Here is a 25,210-nt window from a genome sequence, read left to right as displayed (position 1 = left end):
ACGGTACGGCCCGACAGAGGTAATCTCCGATCAGGGCGTGCCAGGCAGCGAGATCGCGTCTTCGGCCCGCGGATCGATGTGGGCCACGTCGCTGTCGTTCAGACGGATCCCCAGAAGTGAACCGGATCGACAAGAACACCCCCGGGATATCCCGGGGGTGCGGTACGCAGGACACGTTATGCCACTCTAGTCGAAGTCGTAGACGGCGGGTGGATCGATGTAGGCCACTCCCCTGCCGTTCAGACGGATCTCCAGGTAGGAGTGGGGAACCGAGATCCCCGTGCCGCGCTTCAGGAGCTCATGGATGCCCTCCTGGAGGTCGTAGGTGAACCGGGCCAGCGGGCTGGTGTTGAGCCGAAGCAGGGACGGGGCCAGACGTGCCTCGACGACGATGTTCTCGTCATGGTCTTTGGCGGCGAAGGCGGTGTTGCTGAGAGCCACAACGAGACCTGCGAGAACGGTAAGGACCAGTACGGCACCGACGAGCCTTCGTAGCACGTTCATCAGTCCCCCTTTCGCTTGATCTCAGGCTCAAGTCCCGAGACGACTTCCAGGAAGGCCTGCACCACGTCCGTACGGTAGAGACGGCCTGCTTCCCGCTGGAGTTCGGCCACGGCCTCTTCGTGTGACATCGCGGGGTGGTAGATCCGTTCGGTGGTCATGGCGTCGTAGCTGTCCGCCACGGCGACGATCTGGGCGTCCAGACGAATCGCGTCACCCTTCAGGCCGTAGGGGTAGCCACTGCCGTCCAGCCGTTCGTGGTGCTGCTCCAGAATGGGTGCAGCACCTGCTAGCGGGGTCCGGGCCAGCATCTCCCGCCCGAAGATGGTATGCTGCTTCATTACCGCCCACTCGTTCTCAGTGAGTGCGCCGGGCTTCTTCAGGATGGCGTCCGGGACGCGGACCTTACCCAGGTCGTGGAGGAAGGCACCGTAGAGAAGATAGTGCTGCTCCGTGGGGCTGAGGTTCATCAACTGGCCCACCCTGGCAGAGAGACTCTGGATCCGCGCACAGTGCTCCCGGGTGTATCCATCCTTGGTCTCGACAGCCACGGCCAGTTCGCGGAGGCGTGCCACCTCATTGCTGATCAGGTGGAACACAGGCAGGGACGAGACATAGATGGCCGTTACGTCGCTCACCGCTCGGAGACTGCAGGGCTCCTGGACGGGGCGCCCCGTCAGGCTGTCACCGGCCCGCAGGACAACCCTTTGGTGGGCACCCTCCCACACGGCTTCACCCGAGATGATGTGGAGGGTCTCGAGTGCCGTCCATCCTTCTTCGGGGCGCAGCCCGAACCACTTGCCCTGGGGGACGAACTGACGAATGACTTCGGTGCCGTCCCAGGATGCCAGGAGGTGATACTGGACAGAGCGGCCAGCCACTTCCAGTGACTCGCCTGCCCGTTGCAGAAGCACTCCCTTGGTAAGCTCCTGCATTCGAGCTCGCCCTCCGGGGGAGAAGGATTTGGTGTATGTTTCCTCGGGTGGCAGCCAAATCCTCTCGGTTTCGCGATTGAGTCTCATTGAGACTTGGACCGGTTCACTTATGACCAGAGGTCTTGGTGGCCGTGACGCCGGCCGACCGGGTCCATGCCCCCTTTCTCCTTGCGTGCGGGGCGGCCCCTCGGGGCGGCGTACAGAGAACGCGGTAACGCTCTCTGAAGGGAGAGATCAGGGCCCCTACCGAACCCTAGAGGGGGGCGGCCCCGGTGGAGACGCCGTGGGTCCGGGACTTGTGGTGCAGGGACGGGCCGGTTCAGGGAGGCAAGAGGCTGTGAAGCGAGGGTTCGGGACGCGCGGTAACCGGTTACGCAAGACGAGCGTGCGTTTGCTCCGTTCCAGCGCCCTCCTCTTTCTGGCTGGGGTGCTCGCCCTGGTCGGGGCGCTGAATCTGGGGGAACGCCAGGTCGGGTGGGACCCGGCCCTGGCAGCGGCTGGCGCCCCGGGGTCCGGGAACGGGCCGGACGATCTCGTTCGCGCCGGGGTGGTCGAGGTCATCGACGGCGACACGTTCGTGGTCGCCTTTGCCGGCACGCCTTCGGCGCGGGCGCGCCTTGTCGGGGTCGACGCCCCCGAGAGCGTTCACCCTACCCGGGGTGTGGAGCCTTACGGGCTCGCGGCCGCCGCCTTCCTGGCAGACCTGCTCCGGCCGGGGATCGAGCTACGGCTGGAGTTCGACGTGGAGGTGGCCGATCAGAACGGCCGACTGCTGGTGTACGCGTACCTGCCCGATGGCCGTATGGTGAACGAGGTGCTTCTTGAGGCGGGTTACGCCCAGATCTACACCTTTCCCCCCAACGTCCGCTACGTCGAGCGGTTCCGTGCTGCCCAGAGGGCAGGCAGGGAGCAGGGCCGGGGGCTTTGGGCCATACCGGCGGAAGGGGACGGGGAAGGACCCGGCCCCCGGGTGGTGATCGCCTCGGTGGACCTGGAGGCCGAGCAGGTGGAGATCTGGAACGGTACCGCCCGAGCCCTGGAGATGACGGGGTGGCGGTTGATCAGCGTTCAGGGCGGTCAGGAGTACGAGTTCCCCGAAGGGTTCGTGCTTGGGCCGGGGGAGGCTGTGGTCGTCACCAGCGGCAGTGCCTTTCAACACCAGCCGCCTGCTACCCTCGGCTGGACCCGGCGGAGCGTCTGGGCCAACCGGGGGGACCCGGCCGAACTGGTGGATCCGTCGGGCCGGGTGGAGGCCGCGTTCCCGTGAGGAGGGCGGGAGATCCTCCGTCGCGTCGTCTGGCAGGTGCGCTGGTCCGGGAATGGGCCGCCGGTCGAACCGCTCTATCGCCTGGTGACCACGGTCCTCGATCCGAACAAGGCCCCGGCCCATGAGCTGGCTGCACTCTACGCCGAACGCTGGGAGGTAGAGATCAGAATCAGGGAGATCAAGATCTACCAGGGCCGGCCGAACGTGGCCTTGCGCATCAGGAAGCCGGACGGCGTTCTGCAGGAGCTCTATGGATTCCTCACCGTCCCGCGAGCCTTTCCCCCCAGTAGGACCCTGTCTGGTGCGCGAGGCCATCGCGGAAGTGCCCGAGGAGCGCGACGAGCTGCGTCCTCGAGCCAGCCCTCGCGTCCTCAAACGTGCCGTGCTGAGATACCCGCCGAAGCGCCGGAAGCACGAGAACTGGCCTCGGACCACCCAACGCCCGGCTGAAGCAGCTTACGTCCTTAAGTGAACGGGATTGGGCCTGGCCCAGGCTAGAGATCCCCGGCTTGTCCGGCCGCCTGCTCCGACCGATTGAATACGCTGGGCCTTGTCAGGAGTTCGGACGGCGTGCTAGCATAGCGCGGCGGAGATGGGGAGGAGCCTACCGTAGGATGCCTCTGTGGTGCATGGCCAGAGCGGAGGTGGCCAAGTGCGAGCGCCCAGGAGGCGGCGGCCCCGCATTCGGACCTTACCGGGAGCTCGGCGAGTACAAGGGATACCCCTTGCGGCCTGAGGAGTATCCCAAAGGGGTTTGAGGACCTTGAGCGACTTTCGGATCTCCTGGGAATGGGAATCACCCGAAGCTGCTCGTGGACCTGAGTTGAGGGCAACGTGGGCACGTCTGGAGATTGTTGTAGATGGTCAACCGGTCACTCAGGTAGAGGATCGGGTTGCCCATAGCGTTCGGAACGCGGTCTACGCCCCGCTGTACCCAGTGGCCGAATGGATCGCGACCAACTGGTGGCCCATGCTGTATGAGGTCTTCTCTTCGACGCGGGTGGATGCGGCAGTCTATGCCCGACGGCACAGTCTGGCGAGCGCGGCCGAGGGCTTTGCCTTGCCCAACCTTACCTTCCAACCGGAAGGCGAGTCGCTTCTGCTGATGTGGGCGCCCCTCTCGCTCGACGATCGCGGAGTGCGCTTTCTTGCCAGAGGAGCAGGACGTGTGGAGCGGCAGCGGGCGGAGGCCGAGTTGTCACGGTTCGTCGAGGCTGTCGTGAGACGGCTCGAGGAACAGAACGTCGGCCAAACGCTACTCTCAGAGGAATGGGAAGCCATTCATAGCGCCGATTCAGACGAGCGAGCGTTTGCTCAAGCGGCGGGCCGCCTCGGGAGAGATCCCTACGCCATAACCGATCAAGAGGGTGAAGCCATCACTCGGGCAGTCAAGGCGCTCCCCGCCGGTTTGGTGGACGACTTTCTCGCCGCAGTAGACCATCTGGACCTCCTCTCGGAGAGTCAAGCCGTTGTTGCGTTCCTCGAGGAAGCGAGCGGGAGCCAGGTTTCCCTCGACCCCTTGCGCGACTTGCGGCACAAACTCCCCCCGCTGCCTTCCGATCTTCCTCCTTGGAAACAGGGTTATGAGTTTGCCCGGCGGTTGCGTGCCGAACTGGGAGCAAAAGAGGCAAGAATCCGCTCCAGGGAGGACTTGGCTCGTCTGTTTCATTTGGATCGGGGTCAGTGGGATCAGGCCGTCCTCAGCCGATCCAACGGCTTCAAGTTCGTTGAGGCGGCCGTAGCCCAGACACAGACCGGGTCACCGTACTTTTTCGTGAGACGGCCTCGACCCGAGGCGCAGGTCTTCGCCCTCTGCCGCGCGCTCTTCGAATACTTGACGGCTCCTGGCGCGGGCGGAGCCTTGGTTACGCCAGCTCTGTCAGACCGGCAGAAGCGTAACCGAGCCTTCTCTGCCGAGTTCATCGCGCCGGCGGAATTGCTTCGGCAAGCGATCAGGAGGTTGGTGGTCAGTGACGACGACGTGCAGGATCTAGCGGCAGACTTCGGGACATCCGAGTTCGTCATCCGTCACCAGATCGCGAACCATGAAATAGCGGAGCTGGTGGTGGATCGGTGACATCCGAGGATTCGGTCGTGGCCTCCTGAGGGGATGCTGACAGGCATCCTGCCTCGTGCAGGCACGGGATGGGTTCCACGGAGAAGAAGGAGCGACCAGAGGGTCTCATGTCAAAACATCGGCGCGGCTCACTCGATTGCGGCTGTGACGGGCGAGAGATGAACGGACAAGCGAAAAGAGAAGAGACCCCTTGGAAAGCCACCCGCGAGGTCATGGCTACTCCCGGGGAACACACCCCAGCACCAGACCGCGTCCTGTTCGCCCCTGGCGGCCGAGGAGTACCGGGCGGCCTACCAGGAGTACCGGGCGAGGCGTGGCGACGGACCTTCACGCGGACGGGATGCCGGGAGGCCCTTCGCTCGCGCCCATCTCCCTGGATATGCGGCCCGCCGCCCCCCGGACGGCTGCCCCCAGCTCCGAGAGCCTCTCCGTGGTGATGCGGGTGGCGGGCCCGGCGATGCTCAACGCAGCGACGACCTCGTCGTTCCGGTCGAAGACGGGCGCGCCGACACACCGGACGCCGGGCTCATGCTCCTCATTGTCGATGGAATAGCCCCGGGAACGGCAGCGGGCGATCTCTTCCCGCAGAAGGTCCCGGTCCTGGATCGTGTTCACCGTGTAGCCGCGGAGCTCGACGCTCTCCAGGTACCGCTCGAGCTGATCTGCAGGCATACCCATGAGGAGCGCCTTGCCGACCGCGGTCGAGTAGCACGGGTTCTTCCTGCCCACCCAGGTCGCCAGCCGGATGGGGCCCGGACTGTCGATCTTCTCGACGTAGATCACCTGCAGGTCGGTCGGATCCAGAACGCCCAGGTGGGTCGTCTCGCCCACGGAGGCGGTGAGCGCCTCCATGATCGGCCGTGCGACGTTCCGCACGTCGAGGTTGTTGATCAGGGCCGAGCCGAGGTGGATCAGCCGGTACCCGGCGCGGTAGCGGTCCGTCTCGGGATCTCGCTCGACCATGCCCCGGTGCCGAAGCGTGTTCATGATATGGAACAGGGTCGTCTTGGGGATCCGCAACTCCGCGGCCAGCTCCGAGAGGGTGAGGACGCGGCCCTTGGAGAGCACGTCGAGCACGTCGATCGCTCGGTTCACCGCGGGAACCAGGTACGGCCGCTGGGGATGATGCTCTGAGGCATCGGCGCTCCTGGCAGTCGGGCCGGTTCGTTCCACGCGGAGATCACCTCCCTGGCCCTCCGGCGACTGGGAGTACGTTCGACATATGGAATGGATCTCCCTGCCTCGGCCGGCCCTGCACGACGATGGGACGCCCCAGAAGGTCCTGGGAGAGGGAGGACGGCGGCGCGGCTCGCCCTGCGACCCCTGCCGGGGGACCGATGCCGTGCGGGTTTGCCCTGGCGGGCCTTGGCAGGGCCGGAATAGCGTCCCAATTGTGCGAGAATAAATGCTGTCGCGGATAACGGAAGGATCTAGCGATTGCGTGGAGAAACATCAGTCAACGATTGGAACGAGCAGACACGGTGGTCGCCGGCCCGGCGCGACGGTCCTGCCGGGCGCGACGCCGGTCGGGGAGTGGGTGGGGTGGCCGCAGAGGGAGTCAGGAGCGTGGTGCTGGCCGACGTCACCCTGCGGGACGGCAGCCACACGGTGAACCACAGCTTCACCACGGAGCAGGTGCGCAGGGTGGTGGCGGGTCTCGACCGGGCCGGTGTGCCCATCGTCGAGGTCTGCCATGGCGACGGGCTCGGGGGTTCGTCCTACCAGTACGGCTTCTCCGCCGTTCCAGAGCTGGAGTTGATCGAGGCGGCGGCGCAGACGGCCCGCCGGGCGAAGATCTCGGTCCTGCTGCTGCCGGGCATCGGTGTCCGCGACGACCTGAGGCAGGCGGCCGCGCTGGGCGCCACCGTCGCCCGCATTGCCACCCACGTGACGGAGGCGGACATCGCCGAGCAGCACATCGGGCTCGCGAAAGAGCTGGGGATGACCGCGGTCGGCTTCCTGATGATGGCGCACACGGGAAGCCCCGAGGTGGTCGCCCGGCAGGGGCGGATCATGGAGCGAGCGGGAGCGGACGTCGTCTACGTGGTCGACTCGGCGGGCGCCATGACCATGGAGGATGTCCACGCCCGCGTCTCGGCGCTGCGCGAGGCCCTCGCCTGCGACGTCGGCTTCCATGCCCACAACAACCTCGGCCTCGGGGTCGGGAACACCATCACGGCCGCGCGGGCGGGGGCGACGTGGCTCGACGGGTCCATGTGCGGCTTCGGCGCGGGCGCCGGGAACGCGCAGACTGAGGCGCTCGTGGCCGTCCTGCAGAAGCTGGGCTACGAGTGCGGGGTGGACCTCTTGCCGCTCCTGGACGCGGCGGACGCGGTGGTCCGCCCGCTCCTCCCGCGGCCCCAGGTGCTCGACAGCAAGAGCCTCATCCTGGGTTTCGCGGGGGTTTACTCAAGCTTCCTCCTCCACGCCGAGCGGGCCGCTGAGCGCTTCGACGTCGACCCGCGGGAGGTGCTGGTCGAGGCGGGCCGGCTCAAGTCGGTGGGGGGGCAGGAGGACATCCTGGTCGAGATCGCCCTCGGGTTGAGCACCCGGGGGGCGGGGCAGGCGGAGGCCGTCACCCGCTAGCGCAGGCCCCGGCTTCAAGCGGAAGGAGGGGGCGGAGCGTGGGAGAGAGGCTTGCGGTCGCCATCGTCGGCTCGGGGAACATCGGCACGGATCTCCTCTACAAGCTGCTGCGGAGCGAGAGCCTGCGCCCGGTGGCGATGGCGGGCATCGACCCTGAGTCGGAGGGGCTGGCTCGGGCCCGCTCGGCGGGGCTCTGGACCACCGTTCACGGGGCGCGCGGCCTCCTGGAGGAGGGCCCCCGGGTCGCGCTCGCCTTCGACGCGACCTCGGCCAGGGCCCACGTGGAGCACGCGCCCTTCTTCCGGGAGGCGGGCGTACGCCTGGTCGACCTGACCCCCGCCAGGCTGGGGCCTCCGGTCGTCCCCGTCGTCAACATGGAGGGGAGCCTGGACGCGCCCGAGATCAACCTGACGACCTGCGGAGGACAGGCGACCATCCCCATGGTGGCCGCGATCCGACGCGTCAGCCCCGTCGCCTACGCCGAGATCGTCGCGACCATCGCGAGCAGGAGCGCGGGGCCGGGAACGCGGCAGAACATCGACGAGTTCACCCGCACGACGTCGCGGGGGCTGGAGGAGATCGGCGGGGCCGGGCGGGGGAAGGCCATCATCATCCTCAACCCGGCCGAACCGCCCATCATGATGCGGGACACCGTCTATGCGCGGGTGGCCGCGGCGGACCTCGCCGCGATCCGGGAGTCGGTGCGGGAGATGGAGCGGGAGGTCCAGAGGTACGTGCCGGGCTACCGGGTGAAGGCCGACCCCGTCGTCGACGGCGACCGGGTGACGCTCTTCATCGAGGTGGAGGGCGCGGGCGACTTCCTGCCGCCCTACGCAGGCAACCTGGACATCATGACCAGCGCCGCGGTCCGGGTGGGCGAGGAGCTGGCGCCTCGGCTCCACGCCGCGGCGTAGGTCGGGCCTGGCGCATGGGGGGCTCGGGTCGTGCCGCACGTCGAGGTGCTCCTCCACGGGCACCGGGCGGAGACCGCCGGGAAGGGGTGCTTCGGATGACGGTGGCTGAGGTCGTCGCTGAGGTCCGCTCCTCCCGGAGCCGGCGGGCGGCACGGGATGCCTTCGGGGCAGGCACCCTCACCCTGGAGGAGGCGTACCGGGTCCAACGGGTGCTGGCCGAGGAGCGGGAGGCCGCCGGCGACGCGATCGTCGGCTGGAAGCTCGGCCTCATCAGTGCCGCGAAGCAGGAGCAGATGAAGGTGCAGGAGCCGATCATCGGCCACCTTCACCAAGGCATGCTGATCAACCCGGGGGAGCCGCTCGAGCGGTCCCGGTTCATCCAGCCCCGGCTGGAGCCGGAGCTCGGGGTCGTCTTCGGCCGTGACCCCAGCCCCGGGGACACCCGGGGCGAGCTCGTCCGCGCCGTGGCGTTCGCCGTCCTCGCGGTCGACGTCCTCGACAGCATCTACGCGGGGTACCGGTTCGGCGCGGCCGACGTGGTGGCGGACAATGCCTCGGGCGGCGCCGTCCTCCTCGGGAGCAGGCCTCTCCCACCGGGGCTCCTCTGGCGGCAGGAGGGAGGGCTGCGCCTCTCCCTGGACGGCGGCGAGTGGACCGAGGGTGCCGTCGCGGGGTTGGGCGACCCCGCCCGGCAGATCGCCTGGGGGGTCGAGCGGGCGGCGGCCCTGGGGCGGGGTGTCCGAAGAGGCGACCTCCTCCTCCTGGGCGCGCCGTGCCCCGCCCTGACCCTGGGGGAGGGCGAGCCGTGCATGGTCGTCGCCGAGGGCCCGGGAGCCTCGCGACTGGTCGCCTCCGTCGTGTGAAGCGTCGCGTAGGGCCTGGTCCGGCGGTCGGGCGCGTGTCGAGGCGGGAGGCCTCGGGGGGAGGAGGAGGCGGGTCGATGTCGATGGAGCACGTGGTTCCGAACTACGTCGCCGGAGAGTTCGTCGAGACGGGGAGCCGATTCCCGCTTCACTATCCCGCGACGGGCGAGCAGATCGGCACCGCCTGCGAGGCCGGACCTGAAGAGATCGACCGCGCGGTCCGGGCGGCGCGAGCCGCCTTCCAGGAGTGGTCCCGGACGAGGCCGTCGGAGCGGAGGGCGGTGCTCAACCGGTTCGCCGACGCCATCCTGAAGCGCGGCGAGGAGTTCGGCAGGCTCGAGACCTTCGACGTGGGCCGCCCCATCCGTGACAACGGCCGCCCCTACATCGAGCGGGCCGCGGCCAACATCCGCTTCTTCGCCGACTTCGCGGCGATGCTGGGCTCGGAGTGCTACCCCATGGAGAACGGCTACCTCAACTACGTCCTCCGCCACCCGGTGGGCGTGGCGGCGCTGATCACGCCGTGGAACGTGCCGCTCCTCCTCGAGACGTGGAAGCTCGGTCCCGCCCTCGCCTTCGGGAACACGGCGGTGCTGAAGCCCGCCGAGTGGACGCCCCTCGGCGCGTGGAAGCTGGCCGAGTGCGCCCGGGAGGCGGGCCTGCCCGAGGGCGTCTTCAACGTGGTGAACGGCTTCGGGACCGGCAGCGCCGGCGAGCTCCTCGTCCGCCACCCCGGCGTCGACCTGATCTCCTTCACGGGGGAGACGACCACGGGCCAGACGATCATGGCCGCGGCCGCCCCAACCCTGAAGCGCCTCTCCTTCGAGCTGGGCGGCAAGGGCGCCAACATCGTCTTCGCCGACGCCGACCTCGACCGGGCCGTCGAGGTCTCCATCCGGGCCGGCTTCTTCAACCAGGGGGAGTTCTGCCTCTCGGGGCCGCGGCTCTTCGTCGAGGAGCCCATCTACGAGCGGTTCCTGGCGGCGTTCTCCGAACAGGTCGGGCACCTGCGGGTGGGTGATCCCCTCGACCCGGAGACCCGGATGGGGCCGATGATGGCCCCCGAGCACCTGGAGCGGGTCCTCGGCTTCGTCGAGCGGGCCCGGGCCCGGGGCGCCCGGGTGACGGGCGGCGAGCGCCTCTCCCTTCCCGGCCCGCTCGGAGACGGCAACTTCATCTCCCCCGCGATCGTGACGGGAGCGGGGACGGAGGACGAGATCTGCCAGCAGGAGGTCTTCGGCCCTGTCGTCACCGTGGCGCCCTTCCGCACCGAGGAGGAGGTGATCGCCTGGGCCAACGGGACCCGGTACGGCCTGAGCGCCGTCGTCCAGACCGGCGACGTGGGGCGGGCGCACCGGGTGGCCGCCGCCCTCCAGGCGGGGACGGTCTGGGTGAACGACTTCTTCGTCCGGGACCTCCGGGTCCCCTTCGGGGGCATGAAGCAGAGCGGGATCGGTCGGGAGGGCGGCCACTACAGCCTCGAGTTCTACACCGAGGCCCAGACCATCTGCGTGGCGGTCCAGGGACCGTCCCGGAAAGGGTGAGGAGCGTGCCAGAGGCGACCAAGAGGCTGAGCGACGAGGAGCTGCAGGAGCTCCGGGCTCGCTACCAGGAGCTGGTCGGCTTCGTGCCGCCGAGGGCGGGGGCGCGGATCGAGCTGCTGGCCGAGCTCGACCCCGAGACGCTCCGCATGCAGGAGGAGATCCGCAGGCGTCTGATGTACCCCGCCTGCTTCGACGTGAAGACGGCGCAACTGATGCTCTTCGGGATGCTCCTCATGCCCCTCGCGGACGCGGCGAGGCTGCACGCCGCCGCCGCCCGCAGGGCGGGTGCCTCGTGGGAGGAGATGAACGCGGTGGTCGGGCTGGCCTACCTCTTCCGGGGCCTGCCCGCCGCCAACCTGGGGGCGCTGATCCTCAAGGAGATCCGGGATGAGGAGCGCCGGCACGCGTGAGAGGCAGGCGCCGGAATGCGGAAAGGAGGAGGGAGATCACCATGGCGAGGCCTGGACAGCCGGGTTCGGAGATCCAGGACGTCGCGCACCTGGCCCACGTCGAGCTCCTGAGCCCGAGGCCGGAGGCGACGGTCCGGTTCTTCACGGAGCTCCTGGGGCTCTTCGTCACCGCCCGGAGCGGGCAGTCGGTCTACCTGAGGGCGTGGGGCGACCACTACCACCATTCCGTGAAGGTGACGGAGTCGCCCCGGGCGGGCCTGGGGCACGTCGCGTGGCGGGCCTGGAGCGACGAGGCCCTGGAGCGGCGGGTCTCGGACCTGGAGGAGACGGAATTCGGCCAGGGCTGGATCGACGGCGACCTGGGACACGGCCGGGCGTACCGCTTCACCGATCCGGCCGGGCACCGGATGGAGCTCTTCTTCGAGGTGGAGAAGGCGCGGGCGCCGGCGGGCGAGGCGCCCCGGCTGAAGAACCGGCCCATGCGGGTACCGGTGAACGGCCCCGGAATCAGCCGCATCGACCACGTCAACCTCTTCACGCAGGACGTGCCGGCCAACCGCGAGTTCCTGCAGGCGCGCCTCGGCTTCCGGCACCGGGAGGGGATCGTCCACGACGACCTGGAGATCGGCGCCTGGCTCAGCGTGACCCCGCTCGTCCACGACATCGCCTACACCTTCGACCGGCAGTCGGAGGTCCGGGGGCGGCTCCACCACGTCGCCTACTGGGCCGACACCTTCGACGGGCTGGCGCGGTCGGCCGACCTCATGCGGGAGCACGACATCTTCATCGAGGCCGGCCCCGGGAAGCACGCCATCACCAACGCGCTCTTCCTCTACTGCTACGAGCCCGGCGGGAACCGGGTGGAGCTCTTCACGGGCGGCTACCTGATCTTCGACCCGGACTGGCAGCCGGTCATCTGGACGAAGGAGGAGAGGGAGCTTCGGATGTGGTGGGGCGGCAGGCTGCCCGAGAGCTTCCATACCTACGGGACGCCGCAGGTCGACGCGTGAGGTCCGGCGCCGGGCCTGCGAGGCGACGGTGAAGGAAGGGGACGGGGATGCGCCCGGAGGAGCAGGCGGCCCGGCTGGAGCGGGCCTGGCAGGAACGGAAGCCGATCGAGCCGCTGAGCTCGGAGCCGGGGATCGAGGACGTCGTCCTCGCCTACCGGATCCAGCAGGCCTGGGTGCAGGGAAGGCTGGCCGGGGGCGACCGGGTGGTGGGCCACAAGATCGGCCTCACCAGCCGGGCCATGCAGGAGCAGCTCGGCGTCGGCGAGCCCGACTACGGGACGCTCCTCCAGGGCATGGAGGTGCCCCTGAGCCGGGGCCAGGGGGAGATGGAGGCCGGCCGGCTGATCCAGCCCCGCGCCGAAGGCGAGATCGCCTTCCTCCTGGGCGAGGCGCTCGAGGGTCCTGGCGTCAGCGTGCTCGACGTCTTCCGGGCGACGGCCGCGGTGGCGGCCGCGGTCGAGATCGTCGACAGCCGCATCCGGGACTGGCGGATCACCCTGGTGGACACGGTCGCCGACGACGCCTCGTCGGGAGCCTTCGCGATCGGCGCGTGGCGGCAGGAGTGGCACACCCTCGACCTGGCGCTGGCCGGCATGGTCCTCTACGTCGACGGTGCGGCCGCATCGATCGGGGCCGGCGCGGCCGCCCTCGGCCACCCGGCGACCTGCGTCGCCTGGCTGGCGAACAAGCTCGGCTCGATGGGCCAGCGGCTCGAGGCGGGTGAGGTGGTCCTCTCCGGGGCGCTGGCCGCCTCGGTGCCGGTACGGGCCGCCAACGCGGTGCGGCTGGAGGTGGAGGGACTCAGCCCGCTCACTGTCCGCTTCACCTGAGTGGAGGGGCGCGCGGGGGCGGCGAGCCACCCTCGCCCGAGAGGGCCCGGCCCGGTCTCGAGTGACGCTGGGAGCCGGGAGAGGTGGGGGCCCGCATCGGTGGGATGAGCGAACGGTCGCGGCGGGGTCGGGAAGGTGAGGCTGAAGGCGGGGAGGTTCGGTCATGAGCGAGGAGACGGTCGCCGTGCGGGCGCTGGACGGCGAGGAGTACCTGGAGAGCCTCAGGGACGGACGGCAGGTCTACTTCGGAGGCGAGCGGGTGAAGGACGTCGCGAACCACCCCGCCTTCCGCAACGCGGCCCGGTCGATCGCCCGGCTCTACGACGCGCTGCACGACCCGGAGATGGAAGAGGTGCTGATGAAGGTCGATCGCTGGGGCATCGCCACCCACAGGTTCTTCGCGCCCGCCTACAGCGCGCAGGATCTCCTGGAGGCGAAGGAGGCCATCGCCGCCTGGCAGCGCCTGAGCTACGGGTGGATGGGCCGCACGCCTGACTACAAGGCGTCCTTCATGGCGACCCTGGCGGCGGATCCGGAGTACTACGCACCCTTCGGGGAGAACGCCAGGCGGTGGTACCGGGAGTACGCCTCGCGCGTCCTCTTCCTCAACCATGTCATCGTCGATCCTCCGGTCGACCGCAACCGGCCGCACCATGAGGTGCGGGACGTCTACGTCCACGTGGTGAAGGAGACCGGCGGCGGTATCTACGTCACGGGCGCGAAGCAGGTGGCGACCCAGTCCGCCCTCACCCACGCCTCCTTCGTCGCAGCCAACAGCGGGACCGCGGCCCGCTTCGAGGAAGGGAAGGACGAGGACTTCGCCCTGGTCTTCCTCGCACGGATGGAGACGCCCGGCCAGATCCTCTTCTGCCGTCCCTCCTTCGAGTTGAAGGCGGAGAGCCCCTTCGATCAGCCCCTCTCGAGCCGCTTCGACGAGAACGATGCGGTGCTGGTCTTCGACAACGCCTTCATCCCGTGGGAGGACGTGCTGGCCTACCGGGACGTGCAGCGGGCGAAGCAGTTCTACGCAGCCTCTGGCTTCTTCAACCGCTTCAACTTCCAGGCGACGATCCGGATGGCCATCAAGCTGGACTTCATGTGCGGCCTGCTGCTGAAGGGCCTCGAGTCCAACGGCACGGACGGCTTTCGGGGGGTGCAGGTGGCCGCCGGGGAGCTGATCACCCTGCGGAACCTCTTCTGGGCCCTCGCCTCGGCGATGGCCCTCGACCCAGAGCCGAGCCTGGGCGGGAGCGTCGTGCCGAAGCTCGAGTACGCGGCAGCGGCGCGGGTCTACACCAACTTCTCGTGGGACAGGGTCCGGCAGATCTTCGAGTCTCTCCTGGGCGGCAGCCCCATCGTCACCGTCTCGAGCTACAGGGACCTGATGAATCCGGACCTCAGGCCGATCATCGACCGGTACCTCCGCGGGACCGGCATCCCGGCGGAGGAGCGCATCAAGCTCTTCAAGCTCGTCTGGGACGCGGTCTACTCCGAGTTTGCCGGCCGGCACGGGCTCTACGAGCTGAACTACGCCGGGAACAACGAGCAGAAGTATCTCGACGCCTTCCACTGGGCCCACGAGCGGGGCCTCGCGGACGGGTTCAAGGCCCTCGTCGACCAGTGCATGAGCGAGTACGACCTGGACGGTTGGAAGGTCCCCCACTGGACCTGGAACAGGCTCGGCCAATGAGCCGGCGTCCGGCAGGGTCCTGGCACCCGCCGGCCGCCGTGCGACGGGAGGGAAGCAGGATGGTCAAGCTGGCGCCTCGTCTTCGGGTGGTCCTCACCGCCTTCGTCGTCGCCCTTCTCCTCGCGGGCCCCGCGACGGCCCAGTCCGATCCCATCCGGATCGGTGTTCTCCTGCCGTACTCGGGGGTCTACACGAGCCTGGGAGAGAACATCACGGCAGGGCTGGAGCTCTTCCTGGAGGAGACGGGCTACACGGCGGCGGGGCGGCGGCTCGAGCTGGTCAAGCAGGACACGCAGGGCGACCCGCGGCAGGGGCTGCCGAAGGTGCGGCAGCTGGTGGAGCGGGACCGGGTCGACCTGCTGGTCGGCGTCGTCCACAGCGGCGTGGCCGCGGCGATCCGCGACTACGTCCACGCCCGGAGGATCCCGCTGGTCATCGCCAACGCCGGTGACCCCAGCCTCACCCGGGATCCGGCGCGCCGGAGCCCCTACATCTTCCGGGTCTCCTTCGCCAACGGGCAGTACGAGTACCTGCTGGGCCGGTACGCCTACGAGGTCCTCGGGTACCGGACGGTGGTCGTGACGGCCCCCGACTACAGCGCGGGCCACGACAAGGCAGGCGCCTTCAAGCAGTACTTCGAGCAGGCCGGCGGCCGGGTGGTCCAGGAGGTTTATCCCCCGCTCGGAACCAACGACTTCGGCCCCTACCTGGCGGGCCTGCAGCAGGCGGACGCGGTCTGGGCCTTCTTCGCAGGCACCGACGCGGTCCGCTTCGTCCAGCAGTACCAGGAGTTCGGGCTGAAGGAGAGGATGCCGCTCATCGGCGCGGGGGACATGGTGGACGAGGCCTACCTGGATGAGATCGGGGAGGCCGCGCTGGGAACGGTCACCTCGCTCCACTACAGCCCCCTGGTCGAGACGCCCGAGAATCGCTCCTTCGTGGAGCAGTACCGGGGTCGCTACGGCGAGACGGCCAACCAGTTCGCCTACCAGGGGTACCTCGCGGCGCGGGTGATCGCCGAGGCGATCGAGGGCGTCGGTGGTCGGGTGGAAGAGACGGACGCCTTCCTGGAGGCCCTGCGGGCGGTGACCTTCACCGGGCCGGCCGGGCCCTTCCGCTTCGACCCGACCAGCCAGAACGTCGTCTTCAACGTGTACATCCGGCGGGTCGACCGGTTGCCGGACGGGAGCCTCGGCAACGTGGTGATCGGCCGGTACGAGAACGTCTCGGACTCCTGGTGAGGGAGGCGCCGGCCCGGCGGGGTGCGAGCCCCGCGGGGCCGGCGGCCTGCCGCGGGTGAGGTGAGACGGGTGGACGAACTTGCCTTGCGGCTCATCGTTGGGCTCTCCTACGGCTTCTTGCTCTTCATGCTCGCCCTGGGCCTCTCCATCAGCTTTGGGCTCATGGGATTCATCAACCTGGCCCACGGCTCTTTCTACATGCTCGGCGCCTACGTCGGCATCTCGGTGGAGCGGGCGACGGGGGGGTTCTGGACGGCCGTCGCCGCGGGCGGGCTCGCGGTGGCCGTCGTCGGCGTCGCGATGGAGAGGGGGCTCTTGCGCCGGTTCCAGGGTCGGATCCTCCAGCAGGTCCTCCTGACCTTCGGCTTCGCCTATCTCTTCCAGGACGCGGCGCGGCGGCTCTGGGGCGCGAAGCCGCTCGCCCTCGCGAAGCCTGCGATGCTGGGGGGGTCCGTCTCCATCGGGGACACGGTCGTACCCACCTACCGCCTCGGGCTGATCCTCATCGGCGCGCTCCTCGCCCTCGGCACGTGGCTGGTCCTGGAGCGGACGCGGATCGGCTCTCTCGTGCGGGCGGGGGTCGACGACGTCGAGACGCTGAGCTCCCTCGGAGTCGACGCGAACCGGGTCTTCAGCGCGGTCTTCGGCATCGGGGCGTTCCTCTCGGGCGTCGGCGGCGTTCTGGGGGCGCCGGTTACCGGCGTCGCTCCCGGAACGGACCTGCAGATGCTCTTGCTGGCCCTGGTGGTCGTCGTGGTGGGGGGCCTCGGCTCGGTGACCCAGACCCTGGCCGGGAGCCTCCTGATCGGCGTCGCGGACAGCCTCATGCGGGGCGTCTGGCCGCAGGCCTCCCTCTTCGGGATCTACGCTCTCATGGCCGTGCTGCTGGTGGTCCGACCCGCCGGGCTCCTGGGGAGGACGCAGGCGTGAGGAGAGGAGGCCGGGCCGCGCCGTGAGCGGAAGGGCGGAGGGGAGGCGACGTTGGATTGCAGCGTCGTTGGGGCTGGCCGCGGCGGCGCTGGCGCTCCCGGCGCTCTTGGGTGAGTACGAGCTCGGGGTCGCGACGGAGATCCTCATCTATGGCCTCTTCGCCATGAGCCTCGACCTGCTCTTGGGCTACGCGGGGCTGGCCTCCCTGGGGCAGGCGGCCTTCTTCGGCGCCGGGGCGTACGCGGTGGGGCTCCTCGTGCTCCGAGGCGGGGCCTCGTTCGCCGCCGCCCTGGCCGGAGCGGTCCTCGTCGGTGCGCTCCTGGCCCTCCTCTTCGGCCTCGTGGTGCTCAGGGCCTCCGGCGCCTACTTCCTCATGCTGACCCTCGCGCTGGGGGAGCTGCTCTACGCGGTCGCCTGGTTGTGGCGCCCGGTCACCGGAGGCGACGACGGGCTGGTCGGCATCCCGCGGCCCACCCTGCCCGGTCTGGGGCTTTCCTTCTGGGATGCGGCCAGCTTCTACTACCTGACCTTGGCCTGCGTCACCCTGGCCGCGCTGCTGCTCCGGGCCGTCGTCCGGTCGCCCTTCGGCCTGGTCCTGACGGGGATCCGGGAGAACGAAGAGCGGCTGCGGGTGATCGGATACGACACCTGGCTCTACAAGTACGCCTGCTACGTCATCGCGGGCGCCGTGGCCGCCCTCTCTGGCGGTCTCTACACCTACTTCTACGGCTACGTGAGCCCCGACTACTTCGGCTGGGCGCTCTCGGGCCAGGTCATGCTCATGGTGATCCTGGGAGGGGCGGCGACCGTCTGGGGACCCTTGGTCGGTGCCGGCGTGGTCCTCGCCATCCAGTACGTGGTCAGCTCCATGACGGACCTGTGGCTGAGCATCGTGGGGATCCTCTTCATCCTGACGGTCCTCTTCGCGCCCGGCGGTATCGCCGGGCTGGCCGGCGGGCTCGCACGTCGCGGAGCGGGGGCGGCCGCGCCGGACGGGGTCGCCCAACCAGAGGAGGGCGTCGTCGGAGCCGCGGGGATCCGAGGCAGGGGGGAGTGACCGGTGGAAGCACTGCGTGCGGAGCGAGTCCACAAGTCGATCGACGGGGCGGCCATCCTCACCGACGTCAGCTTCGCGGTGGAGGCGGGCGAGCGGCGGGCGATCATCGGCCCCAACGGCGCGGGAAAGACCACCCTCTTCAACATCGTCGCAGGTCTCGTACCCGCCACCAGCGGCGGGCTCTTCCTCTTCGGCCAGGAGATCTCGGGCCTGCCCGTCCATGAGCGGGCCCGGCACGGGCTGGCCAAGACCTTCCAGCGGACACACCTCTTCTTCGATCTCTCCGTGCTGGAGAACGTGCTGCTCTGCCTGCTTCGAGGGCGCCACCGGCTCCTCGGCCTCGTCGCGAGCCACCGGCGCGACAGGGAGCTGCAACGCCGGGCGCGCGAGATCCTCGCGGAGTGGGGGCTCGAGCAGCACCTGCACACGCCGGCCAGGGAGCTCTCCCACGGCGACCAGCGCTGCCTGGAGCTGGCGCTGGGCTTCGCCACCGAGCCGCGGGTCCTGCTCCTCGACGAGCCGACGGCGGGTCTCTCCGACGCGGAGCGCCGTCGCCTGGCGGCCCGCATCGGCGAGATGCCCCGCGACGTCACCTTGCTCCTCATCGACCACGACATGGGGATGGTCTTCTCGCTCGCGGACAGCGTCACGGTTCTCAACTACGGGCGGATCGTCACGGAGGGGGGCTGGGATGAGGTGACCTCCGACCGGACCGTTCAGGAGATCTACCTGGGGCTGGGGATGAGGGCTCGTGCTTAGCCTCCGGGAGGTCCACGCCGGGTACGGCAAGGGGACCGTCCTCAACGGGATCTCCCTGGAGGTGGAGCCGGGCCGGGTGGTCGCGCTGCTGGGCCGGAACGGGGCGGGGAAGACGACCACCCTCCGCGCCATCGCCGGCCTCGTCCGCCCTGCACGCGGCTCGATCTGGTGGCAGGGGAGCCCCATCCACGGGCTGCCGCCGCACCTGGTCGCCCGGCGCGGCATCGCCCTCGTCCCCCAGGGAAGGCACATCTTCGCCTCGCTCTCGGTTCAGGAGAACCTGATGGTCGGCTTCCGCAGCCGGCCCGAGGGGGAGCGCGCGGGGCTCTGGGACGCGGAGCGGATCTACCGCCACTTCCCCATCCTGCGGGAGCGAGCCCGGGTCGGGGGCACCCGTCTGAGCGGGGGCGAGCAGCAGATGCTCGCCATCGCCCGGGCCCTCATGACGCAGCCGCAGATCCTCCTCTGCGACGAGCCCTGCGAAGGCCTGGCACCCATGATGGTCCTGCAGGTGGGCGAGATCCTCCAGGCGCTCAAGGAGGAGGGTCTCGCCATCCTGCTGGTGGAGCAGAACGTGGAGATGGCCTTCTCCATCGCAGACCGGGTTCATGTCGTGAGCGGCGGCCAGGTTGCCTACGAAGGCGCTCCGGAGGACCTTCGGCGCGACGAAGCCGCTCAGGTGAGGTACCTTGGCGTCAGCGTCTCCTGAGGGTCCCCCGCCGAACGTGCCAGGCGCAGCCATCTGAGGGGCAAACCGTGCAGCGCGGCCCTCGATCCCCTCGCCCGGGCCCGTAACGACTGTCGATTGACGGAGAACGAAAAGGAACGAAGGAGGAGGGCACCACTGCCCCCCTTCCTTCGTTCGCGCCTCAGCGCCTGTTCGCTTCCGCACTCAACAGGCCCGAACGCTCAGACTCCCTTGAGAACGCCTTCCACCACCCGCTGGGCCTCGCGCAGGCCGTGGACCACCCGGTTCCGGCCCCGCACCAGGGAGGTGCGGGTGAACCAGGCCTCCAGGCTCCCCGGCTCGAGCTGGGCCAGGCGGCCGGCCGGGGCCAGGTCGGGCAGAGGCGGCACCTGGAGCGCCGGGTCCTGCCGGAAGGGATCACCCTTGGCGAAGTGGAGGCGGACCAGGATCCGGCCGACCCGGAGCAGGGCCTCGTTCACTGCGGTGGCCGCCAGCGTGTCGGCTGCCTCCAGCCGGGCGAGCTGCCGGTCGAGCTTGTCCAGCTCCTGGGCGACGGGGTCCAGGTCGAAGCGGTCCTGGGCCTGGGATGCGTACCGGTCGAGGGCTGCCTTCATGTCGGCCACCGTCGCCCGGAAGCGGAAGGGGAGACGCTCGCAGGTGGCCAGCCGCCAGACGACCGCCCCGTAGACCTTGATGTCGCGGGTGAGGATCTCGCGGTCCGCCACCTCAAGGGTGTCTGCCTCGGTATGCCACTCGATGTTCCCGCCGCACCCGCCCACGCCATAGTAGCCCTTCTCCTTCCGCAGGGGATCGGGCATGGTGGAGGAGAGCATCAGGGTGCCGCTGACGCCTAGGTTGTTGAAGGACCAGTCGCCGGCCCGGGGCGGGCGCTCGCCGGAGGAGTCGAGGCCGGTGACGTCGCGGATCGCCTCCTGGGTGAAGGCGGCCAGCTCGGGCATCCAGGAGACCTCCTCGAAGACCGTCGCCCAGCGGCATCCGGGTGAGTCGCAGTTCACGTGGGCCACCGCGTTCTCGGCCAGATCCACCCCGAACCGGTCCGCATACCAGGTAGAGCCGGCGTAGCGGCCCTGGGAGTGGCCGGGCCACCAGGCGATCCGCACCGAGCGGCGGAGCGAGGCCCGGTTGCGCCAGAGCCCGATCGCGAGCTCCAGGAGGGCCCCGTCACCCACGGCGTTGTCGCCGATGCCGTAGTGCCACGAGTCCAGGTGTCCGTGGAGGAGGACGAACTTCTCGGGCTCCTGGCTGCCGGGGATGGTGGCCACGGTGACGGGGCAGGGGTAGAGACCCTCCTCGAGCCAGGTGCAGACGGTGGCCGTCAGGCTCCGCCCGGACGCCTGGGCCGCCTTCACCGCCGCCAGGATCCGCTCGCCGTCGGGCCGGTTGACGCTGGCCACGGCCAGGGTGGGCCGCCGGTCGGCGCTCTCCAGGTCCGGCCCGCCCCAGATGGGCGTGCAGATGGCCTCGTGGATCCGCTCGCCCGGGTTGACGAAGACCGCAGCCGTAGCCCCCGTCGCCCGGATGTCCAGCACCTTCTGGGGGAGGGGGAGCCCCTCGGTCACCACCACGGCGCCTGCCAGGTCGCCCTCGGCGCTCCGGAGGTTGGAGTCGAAGAGATCGCCGCTCCCCTGGGCGAAGTTCGAGGGCAGGTAGACCAGGCGGCCGCTCGTCCCCTGGTCCCCGGTGGAGACGGAGAAGGAGGGCGTCTTCCCCGTCAGGCTGAGCGGCGTGGCGCCGTCGATGCTCACCCGGGCGCCGCGGGGGAGGCTCAGGTAGAGCTCGGGGGTGTACACCTCCACGGGCACGCCCGCCTCCTGCAGGCGCTGGGCGATGGTGCGGGCCGCCACCCGCTCGTCCTCGGAGCCGGACTCCCGGTTCAGGGTGGCGAAGCGCTCCACCAGCTCCCACGCGGCGCCTCCGGTCAGGTCGGCGAGGAATCGCCGCTCGGCCTCGGATCCCTGCCCTTCACGCCGGGCGTTCTCGTTGCTCGGTTCGTCACTCAATCGAAGCGGTCTCCTTTCTACGCTCCCGTCTCTACGCTCCCGTCCGGAGCAGCAACGACGCGACCCCCGCACCGTGGGCCAGCTTGGGCGGGCGGGGGAAGGCGCGCTTGGAGTGGTGGAGCCCGGCGGAGACCAGGGCCTCCAGGAACTTCACCGCCGCCAGCAGGGGGTTGACGACGGGCACGCCCGTCGCCTCCGCCAGCTCCACGTCGGCCCGCAGGAAGGCCAGGCTCATGCAGCCCAGCACCAGCACGTCGGCGCCGTCCTCGTCCAGCGCCCGGCGGGCGGCCTGCTCCACCCGGGCCAGGGTCGCCCTCCGATCGTCCCGCATGGCCAGCACGGGGATCTCCACCGATCGGACGCCCGCGAGGCGGTCCCGCAGGCCGGAGCGGTGGACCTGGTCGTAGGTGGGGCCGACGGTGCTCTCGGCGGGGGTGAGGACGGCGAAGCGGCGGCCCAGGGTGGAGGCCATGAGGAAGCTCGCCTCGCCGGGGCCGACGATCACCAGCCGCTCGGCCACCTCCCGCAGGGCGTCGAGGCCGGGGTCGCCCGCACAGCCCAGCACGGCGCCGTCGTAGCCCTCGGCCTCCAGCCGCTCCACCTCCCGGGCGGCACCCGGCACGCTCAGGTACTCTTCCAGCGCGGACTCGATGGAGGCCGGCCCTTCGGCCGCCTCCACCAGGTCCAGGGTGGTGCCGGGGCCGGCCAGGCCCCGCAGCACCGCCCGCCGGCGCTCCACCTCGTCGGTTCCCATGCTGAGGGAGATAGGAGCCGGCACCAGGTACGCAAGCCTCACGCCGGCCCCTCCTCCCGCCAGCCCAGCTCCTCCACGGTGGCCCGCCCCTCGGCCAGCGCGGCGTAGGCGTGGAACCACCGCACCAGGGAGATCTCGAAGTCCAGCACGCCGGCGACGGTGCAGTACTCGTCGGTGGAGTGCTGGCGGCTGCCGTGCCCGAGGCCGCCCGTCACGTAGGGGACGCCCAGGATCCGCTCGAAGACGTAGTAGGGCGCGGAGCCGGGGTTGAGGGGCCAGATCTGCGGGGTACGCCCCATGACCTGGTAGGTGCCGAGCATCGCCTGCACCGCGTGCTCGTCCAGGCTCACCTTGGACCAGGGGTACTTGTTCAGCACCCGCATCTCGACGTCGGCGAAGCCGTGCCGGTCCAGGTGGTGTCGGATCGCCTCCACCACCCGGGTCGGGTCCATGCGGGGGACGGTCCGCACGTCCACCTTGGCCAGCGCGCGGTGGGGGAGGAGGGTCTTGGTCCCCTCGCCCACGTAGCCGCCCACGATCCCGTCGATGTTGAGCTGGGGCTGGCTGAAGAGCCGCTTCCAGAGCTCGAAGCCCCGCAGGCCGCCCTTGAAGCGGCGGACGTGGTCGAACTCCATGAAGGGTCGCTCGTCCAGGAGCCCGCTCTCGACCTGCCGGCGCAGCACCTCCAGCTCCCTGGGGGGCAGGGGTTCCTGGCCTTCGAAGAAGCCGTCCACCAGGATCTTCTCGTCGGCGTCCACCAGGGTTCCCAGGGCCTTCACCAGCCGCCAGGCGGGGTTGGCCACCCACGCGTTGTAGGAGCCGTGGATCCCCCGCTCGGTGGGGCCGCCCCAGTCGCCGCCGCGCGCCTCCAGTTCGAAGTAGAGGATCCCCTTGGTGCCGAGGGTCAGGGAGGGGACGCCCTCCTCGTCCTCGGAGAAGAAGGGGAAGAGGACGGCGTCGGCCTCCTTCAGCTCCTCCAGGTGGTCCTCGACGAAGGGAACGAAGTGGCGGCTACCCATCTCCTCCTCGCCCTCGATGGCGAAGAGCAGGTTGACCGGCAGCCGCCCGGCCGCCTCCTGGTACCGGGCGACGGCCCGGAAGAAGGCGGCCAGCGGCCCCTTGGTGTTGACGGCACCCCGGCCGATGATGGAACGGCCCAGCTTGGGCAGATCCCGGATCTCGGCGCCCCAGGGGTCCGAGGACCAGTTGGGCTCGTCGGCCGGCATCACGTCGTACATGCCGTAGACCAGCACCGACTTCGGGGCGCCCTGGTCCAGCCGGCCGGAGACGATGGGGTGGCCTTCGGTCGGCACCACCCGGGCTTCGCCCCCCAGCTCCCGGATGAAGCCTGCGACCTGCTCCGCCGTCTCCTGGATCCCTTCGCCCGTGTAGCTGATGCTGGGGGTGCGGAGGAAGCCCCGCACCCGTTCCAGGTCCTCGTCGAAGGCGTCGCGGATCCGCCGGATCACCGGTCGGAGCGTCTCAGGCGCTTCGTGGCTCATCGATCACTTCGCCTCCTGGATGTCCCACCCGGCCGCCCAGTTCTCGAAGGGGAAGACGCTCGGGTCCGCGTCGACCAGCCGCTTGCTGACCGCGGTCAGCATGTTGGGGTAGTAGAGGAAGACCGCGGGCACCTTCTCCTGGAAGAGGACCTGGAGCTGGTCGTAGAGCACCTTCCGCCGGGCCGGATCGCGCTGGGAGCCCGCCGCCTCGATGAGCCGGTCCGCCTCGGGATCCGAGAAGTTGCCCAGGTTGTACTGGCCGCCCGTCTGGAAGGTGGAGCTGACGTGGTCGGGGTCGAAGGTGTCGGTCCAGCCCAGGAGGGTCAGGTCGAAGTCGTCGGCGAAGACCCGCGAGAGGACCGAGGGGAAGTCGAGCCGCTGGATGCGGACCTGCATCCCGACAGCCTGGAGGTTCGCCTGGATGATGCTGGCGGAGCGCTCCCGCAGCACGTTGCCGGTGGGGACCAGGAGCTCCACGGTTCGCCCGAAGTCCCACCCGGCTTCGGTCAGGAGCTGGCGAGCCTGCTGGGGGTCGTTGGGGATGGGGTCGAGGTTCTCGTTGGCGTAGGGTGTGATGGGCGAGAAGGGCCCGACGGCCAGAGCGGCCTCGCCTTGATAGAGCTGGTCCACCATCAGTTTCCGGTTGATGGCCAGGGCGAGGGCCTTTCGGACCCGGGCGTCCTGGAAGTAGGGCTGGGCGCTGTTGATGGCCATGAACTGGTAGCCGAGGGCGGGTTCGGTCACGGTCCGCAGGTTCTCCGCCTTCTGAACGAGGGGCCAATCCTCCAGCGGGATCTCACCGATGCCGGGGCCGGCCACCACGTCGATCTCGCCCCGGATGAGCTGGGTGGCGACGGAGGGGGCGGGTACGATTCGCACGAAGATGCGGTCCACCTTGGCCGGGCCGCGGTGGTAGGCATCGTACCGCTCCAGCTCGACGTACTGATCGGTCACGTAGCGGACGAAGCGGAAGGGACCGCTGCCGACGGTGGGGTTGAGGAGTACGTCGCTCCGGGCCAGCTCGTCGGGGGAGAGCCCTTCCAGCAGGTGCTTGGGGATCACGTAGAGGCCCGTTCCGAACTGCTCCAGGAAGCGAGCTGGGTCGACGGCGCTCTTGGTGGTGATGGCGATGGTGTGCGCGTCGACCACCCGAACGCCCGAGATGGTCTCGCCGGTCATCTTCCCGTTGGCGTCGAGCCCTTCGATGGCCCGCAGGGCGCTTCCCCGGTTGGTCTGGACGCCGGGCGTGGCCACCGTCTCGATGGTGAAGAGGACGTCGGCGGCGGTGATGGGCTTGCCGTCGTGCCAGGTGGCGTTGGGGTTCAGGTGGAAGGTGTAGGTCCGCCCGTCCCGTGAGATCTCCCACGCGTCGGCAAGCCGCGGCGAGAAGCTGAAGTCAGGCTCCAGGTTCACCATGGTGTCGAAGACGAAGCGGACGATGAAGTACCCGTAGCTCGAGTCGGCATTGATGGCGCTCACGTTTCCGGGCGGGCTCCACATGCCCACCCGGATCACCTTCTCCGCCTGCGCCCGGGAGGGCGCCGCCCCCACCAGGGCCAGCGACAGGACGATGAAGGCCGTTGCCACCAGACGTGCGGTGCGGTTCATCGGTTGACCTCCTCTTTCTGGAT

At 69.6% G+C, this 25,210-nt stretch carries 23 protein-coding genes; 16 read left to right on the top strand and 7 right to left on the bottom strand.

Annotated elements, in window-relative coordinates; genetic code table 11:
• Nucleotides 1-186: 186 nt before the first annotated feature.
• Nucleotides 187-504: a hypothetical protein gene (locus LIP_RS10205; protein WP_068137737.1), complete on the bottom strand. Its 318-nt coding sequence runs from the start codon at nucleotides 502-504 to the stop codon at nucleotides 187-189.
• Nucleotides 504-1,415 (bottom strand): HD-GYP domain-containing protein, encoded by a 912-nt coding sequence (locus LIP_RS10200; RefSeq protein WP_158509633.1) that lies wholly within the window; start codon nucleotides 1,413-1,415, stop codon nucleotides 504-506. Before LIP_RS10200 ends, LIP_RS10205 begins: the two co-directional genes overlap by 1 nt.
• A gap of 358 nt (nucleotides 1,416-1,773) precedes the next feature.
• Between LIP_RS10200 and LIP_RS10195 the strand changes: the two genes are divergently transcribed.
• The 3 genes from LIP_RS10195 to LIP_RS10190 all read left to right on the top strand — a co-directional run bounded on the left by LIP_RS10195 (nucleotide 1,774) and on the right by LIP_RS10190 (nucleotide 4,780).
• Complete coding sequence (locus tag LIP_RS10195) at nucleotides 1,774-2,703, top strand: thermonuclease family protein (RefSeq protein WP_158509632.1); 930 nt, start codon at nucleotides 1,774-1,776, stop codon at nucleotides 2,701-2,703.
• Nucleotides 2,704-2,739: 36 nt separating this feature from the next.
• Complete coding sequence (locus LIP_RS20540) at nucleotides 2,740-3,153, top strand: transposase (RefSeq protein WP_158509631.1); 414 nt, start codon at nucleotides 2,740-2,742, stop codon at nucleotides 3,151-3,153.
• Between the two features lie 313 nt (nucleotides 3,154-3,466).
• On the top strand, nucleotides 3,467-4,780 hold the full coding sequence (locus LIP_RS10190; RefSeq protein ID WP_144440425.1) for a hypothetical protein: 1,314 nt from the start codon (nucleotides 3,467-3,469) through the stop codon (nucleotides 4,778-4,780).
• Nucleotides 4,781-5,107: 327 nt separating this feature from the next.
• Here LIP_RS10190 and LIP_RS10185 read toward each other — a convergent pair whose 3' ends face one another.
• Nucleotides 5,108-5,953: an IclR family transcriptional regulator gene (locus LIP_RS10185; protein ID WP_068137724.1), complete on the bottom strand. Its 846-nt coding sequence runs from the start codon at nucleotides 5,951-5,953 to the stop codon at nucleotides 5,108-5,110.
• A 369-nt stretch (nucleotides 5,954-6,322) separates the two neighbouring features.
• Here LIP_RS10185 and dmpG point away from each other — a divergent pair, with 369 nt between their 5' ends.
• From dmpG to LIP_RS10120, 13 genes are all read left to right on the top strand, one after another.
• Nucleotides 6,323-7,366, top strand: coding sequence for a 4-hydroxy-2-oxovalerate aldolase (gene dmpG / locus LIP_RS10180; RefSeq protein WP_068137721.1), 1,044 nt, complete (start codon nucleotides 6,323-6,325; stop codon nucleotides 7,364-7,366).
• Between the two features lie 38 nt (nucleotides 7,367-7,404).
• Nucleotides 7,405-8,280, top strand: a complete 876-nt coding sequence (locus tag LIP_RS10175; RefSeq protein ID WP_068137720.1) for an acetaldehyde dehydrogenase (acetylating) — start codon at nucleotides 7,405-7,407, stop codon at nucleotides 8,278-8,280.
• A 95-nt stretch (nucleotides 8,281-8,375) separates the two neighbouring features.
• The gene (locus LIP_RS10170) at nucleotides 8,376-9,143 is read left to right on the top strand and encodes a 2-keto-4-pentenoate hydratase (protein ID WP_068137717.1); all 768 of its coding nucleotides are present in this window, start codon (nucleotides 8,376-8,378) and stop codon (nucleotides 9,141-9,143) included.
• Between the two features lie 77 nt (nucleotides 9,144-9,220).
• A complete protein-coding gene (locus LIP_RS10165; protein WP_198409497.1) occupies nucleotides 9,221-10,687 on the top strand; it encodes an aldehyde dehydrogenase in 1,467 nt (488 codons plus the stop codon).
• Between the two features lie 5 nt (nucleotides 10,688-10,692).
• On the top strand, nucleotides 10,693-11,097 hold the full coding sequence (locus tag LIP_RS10160; RefSeq protein WP_068137714.1) for a carboxymuconolactone decarboxylase family protein: 405 nt from the start codon (nucleotides 10,693-10,695) through the stop codon (nucleotides 11,095-11,097).
• Between the two features lie 41 nt (nucleotides 11,098-11,138).
• A complete protein-coding gene (locus LIP_RS10155) occupies nucleotides 11,139-12,107 on the top strand; it encodes a catechol 2,3-dioxygenase (RefSeq protein ID WP_068137710.1) in 969 nt (322 codons plus the stop codon).
• 47 nt (nucleotides 12,108-12,154) lie between these two features.
• Complete coding sequence (locus LIP_RS10150) at nucleotides 12,155-12,937, top strand: 2-keto-4-pentenoate hydratase (RefSeq protein ID WP_068137707.1); 783 nt, start codon at nucleotides 12,155-12,157, stop codon at nucleotides 12,935-12,937.
• 163 nt (nucleotides 12,938-13,100) lie between these two features.
• Entirely contained in the window at nucleotides 13,101-14,627 is a 1,527-nt protein-coding gene (locus LIP_RS10145; protein ID WP_068137705.1) for a 4-hydroxyphenylacetate 3-hydroxylase family protein, read from the top strand.
• A gap of 59 nt (nucleotides 14,628-14,686) precedes the next feature.
• A complete protein-coding gene (locus LIP_RS10140; protein ID WP_144440424.1) occupies nucleotides 14,687-15,868 on the top strand; it encodes an ABC transporter substrate-binding protein in 1,182 nt (393 codons plus the stop codon).
• Between the two features lie 69 nt (nucleotides 15,869-15,937).
• The gene (locus LIP_RS10135; RefSeq protein WP_198409496.1) at nucleotides 15,938-16,798 is read left to right on the top strand and encodes a branched-chain amino acid ABC transporter permease; all 861 of its coding nucleotides are present in this window, start codon (nucleotides 15,938-15,940) and stop codon (nucleotides 16,796-16,798) included.
• Between the two features lie 22 nt (nucleotides 16,799-16,820).
• Nucleotides 16,821-17,855 carry a branched-chain amino acid ABC transporter permease gene (locus LIP_RS10130; RefSeq protein ID WP_198409495.1) on the top strand — a complete coding sequence of 345 codons (1,035 nt, stop codon included), beginning with the start codon at nucleotides 16,821-16,823 and terminating at the stop codon, nucleotides 17,853-17,855.
• Nucleotides 17,856-17,858: 3 nt separating this feature from the next.
• Nucleotides 17,859-18,614, top strand: coding sequence for an ABC transporter ATP-binding protein (locus LIP_RS10125; RefSeq protein ID WP_068137696.1), 756 nt, complete (start codon nucleotides 17,859-17,861; stop codon nucleotides 18,612-18,614).
• The gene (locus tag LIP_RS10120; RefSeq protein ID WP_068137693.1) at nucleotides 18,607-19,323 is read left to right on the top strand and encodes an ABC transporter ATP-binding protein; all 717 of its coding nucleotides are present in this window, start codon (nucleotides 18,607-18,609) and stop codon (nucleotides 19,321-19,323) included. The genes LIP_RS10125 and LIP_RS10120 overlap by 8 nt, the downstream gene beginning before the upstream one ends.
• A gap of 200 nt (nucleotides 19,324-19,523) precedes the next feature.
• Here LIP_RS10120 and LIP_RS10115 read toward each other — a convergent pair whose 3' ends face one another.
• From LIP_RS10115 to LIP_RS10100, 4 genes are read right to left on the bottom strand one after another with little or no spacing between them, the layout of a single operon-like run.
• Nucleotides 19,524-21,323: a M28 family metallopeptidase gene (locus LIP_RS10115; RefSeq protein WP_082726149.1), complete on the bottom strand. Its 1,800-nt coding sequence runs from the start codon at nucleotides 21,321-21,323 to the stop codon at nucleotides 19,524-19,526.
• A 31-nt stretch (nucleotides 21,324-21,354) separates the two neighbouring features.
• A complete protein-coding gene (locus LIP_RS10110; protein WP_068137690.1) occupies nucleotides 21,355-22,119 on the bottom strand; it encodes an aspartate/glutamate racemase family protein in 765 nt (254 codons plus the stop codon).
• Nucleotides 22,116-23,579: a M20/M25/M40 family metallo-hydrolase gene (locus LIP_RS10105; RefSeq protein ID WP_068137686.1), complete on the bottom strand. Its 1,464-nt coding sequence runs from the start codon at nucleotides 23,577-23,579 to the stop codon at nucleotides 22,116-22,118. The genes LIP_RS10110 and LIP_RS10105 overlap by 4 nt, the downstream gene beginning before the upstream one ends.
• Nucleotides 23,580-23,582: 3 nt before the next feature.
• Entirely contained in the window at nucleotides 23,583-25,187 is a 1,605-nt protein-coding gene (locus LIP_RS10100; RefSeq protein WP_068137683.1) for an ABC transporter substrate-binding protein, read from the bottom strand.
• Nucleotides 25,188-25,210: the final 23 nt, after the last annotated feature.

The organism is Limnochorda pilosa, from assembly GCF_001544015.1.
Lineage (GTDB): Bacteria > Bacillota > Limnochordia > Limnochordales > Limnochordaceae > Limnochorda > Limnochorda pilosa.
The sequence above is the reverse complement of the archived record's forward strand: the minus strand, read 5'-3'. Positions and strand labels throughout refer to the sequence as shown.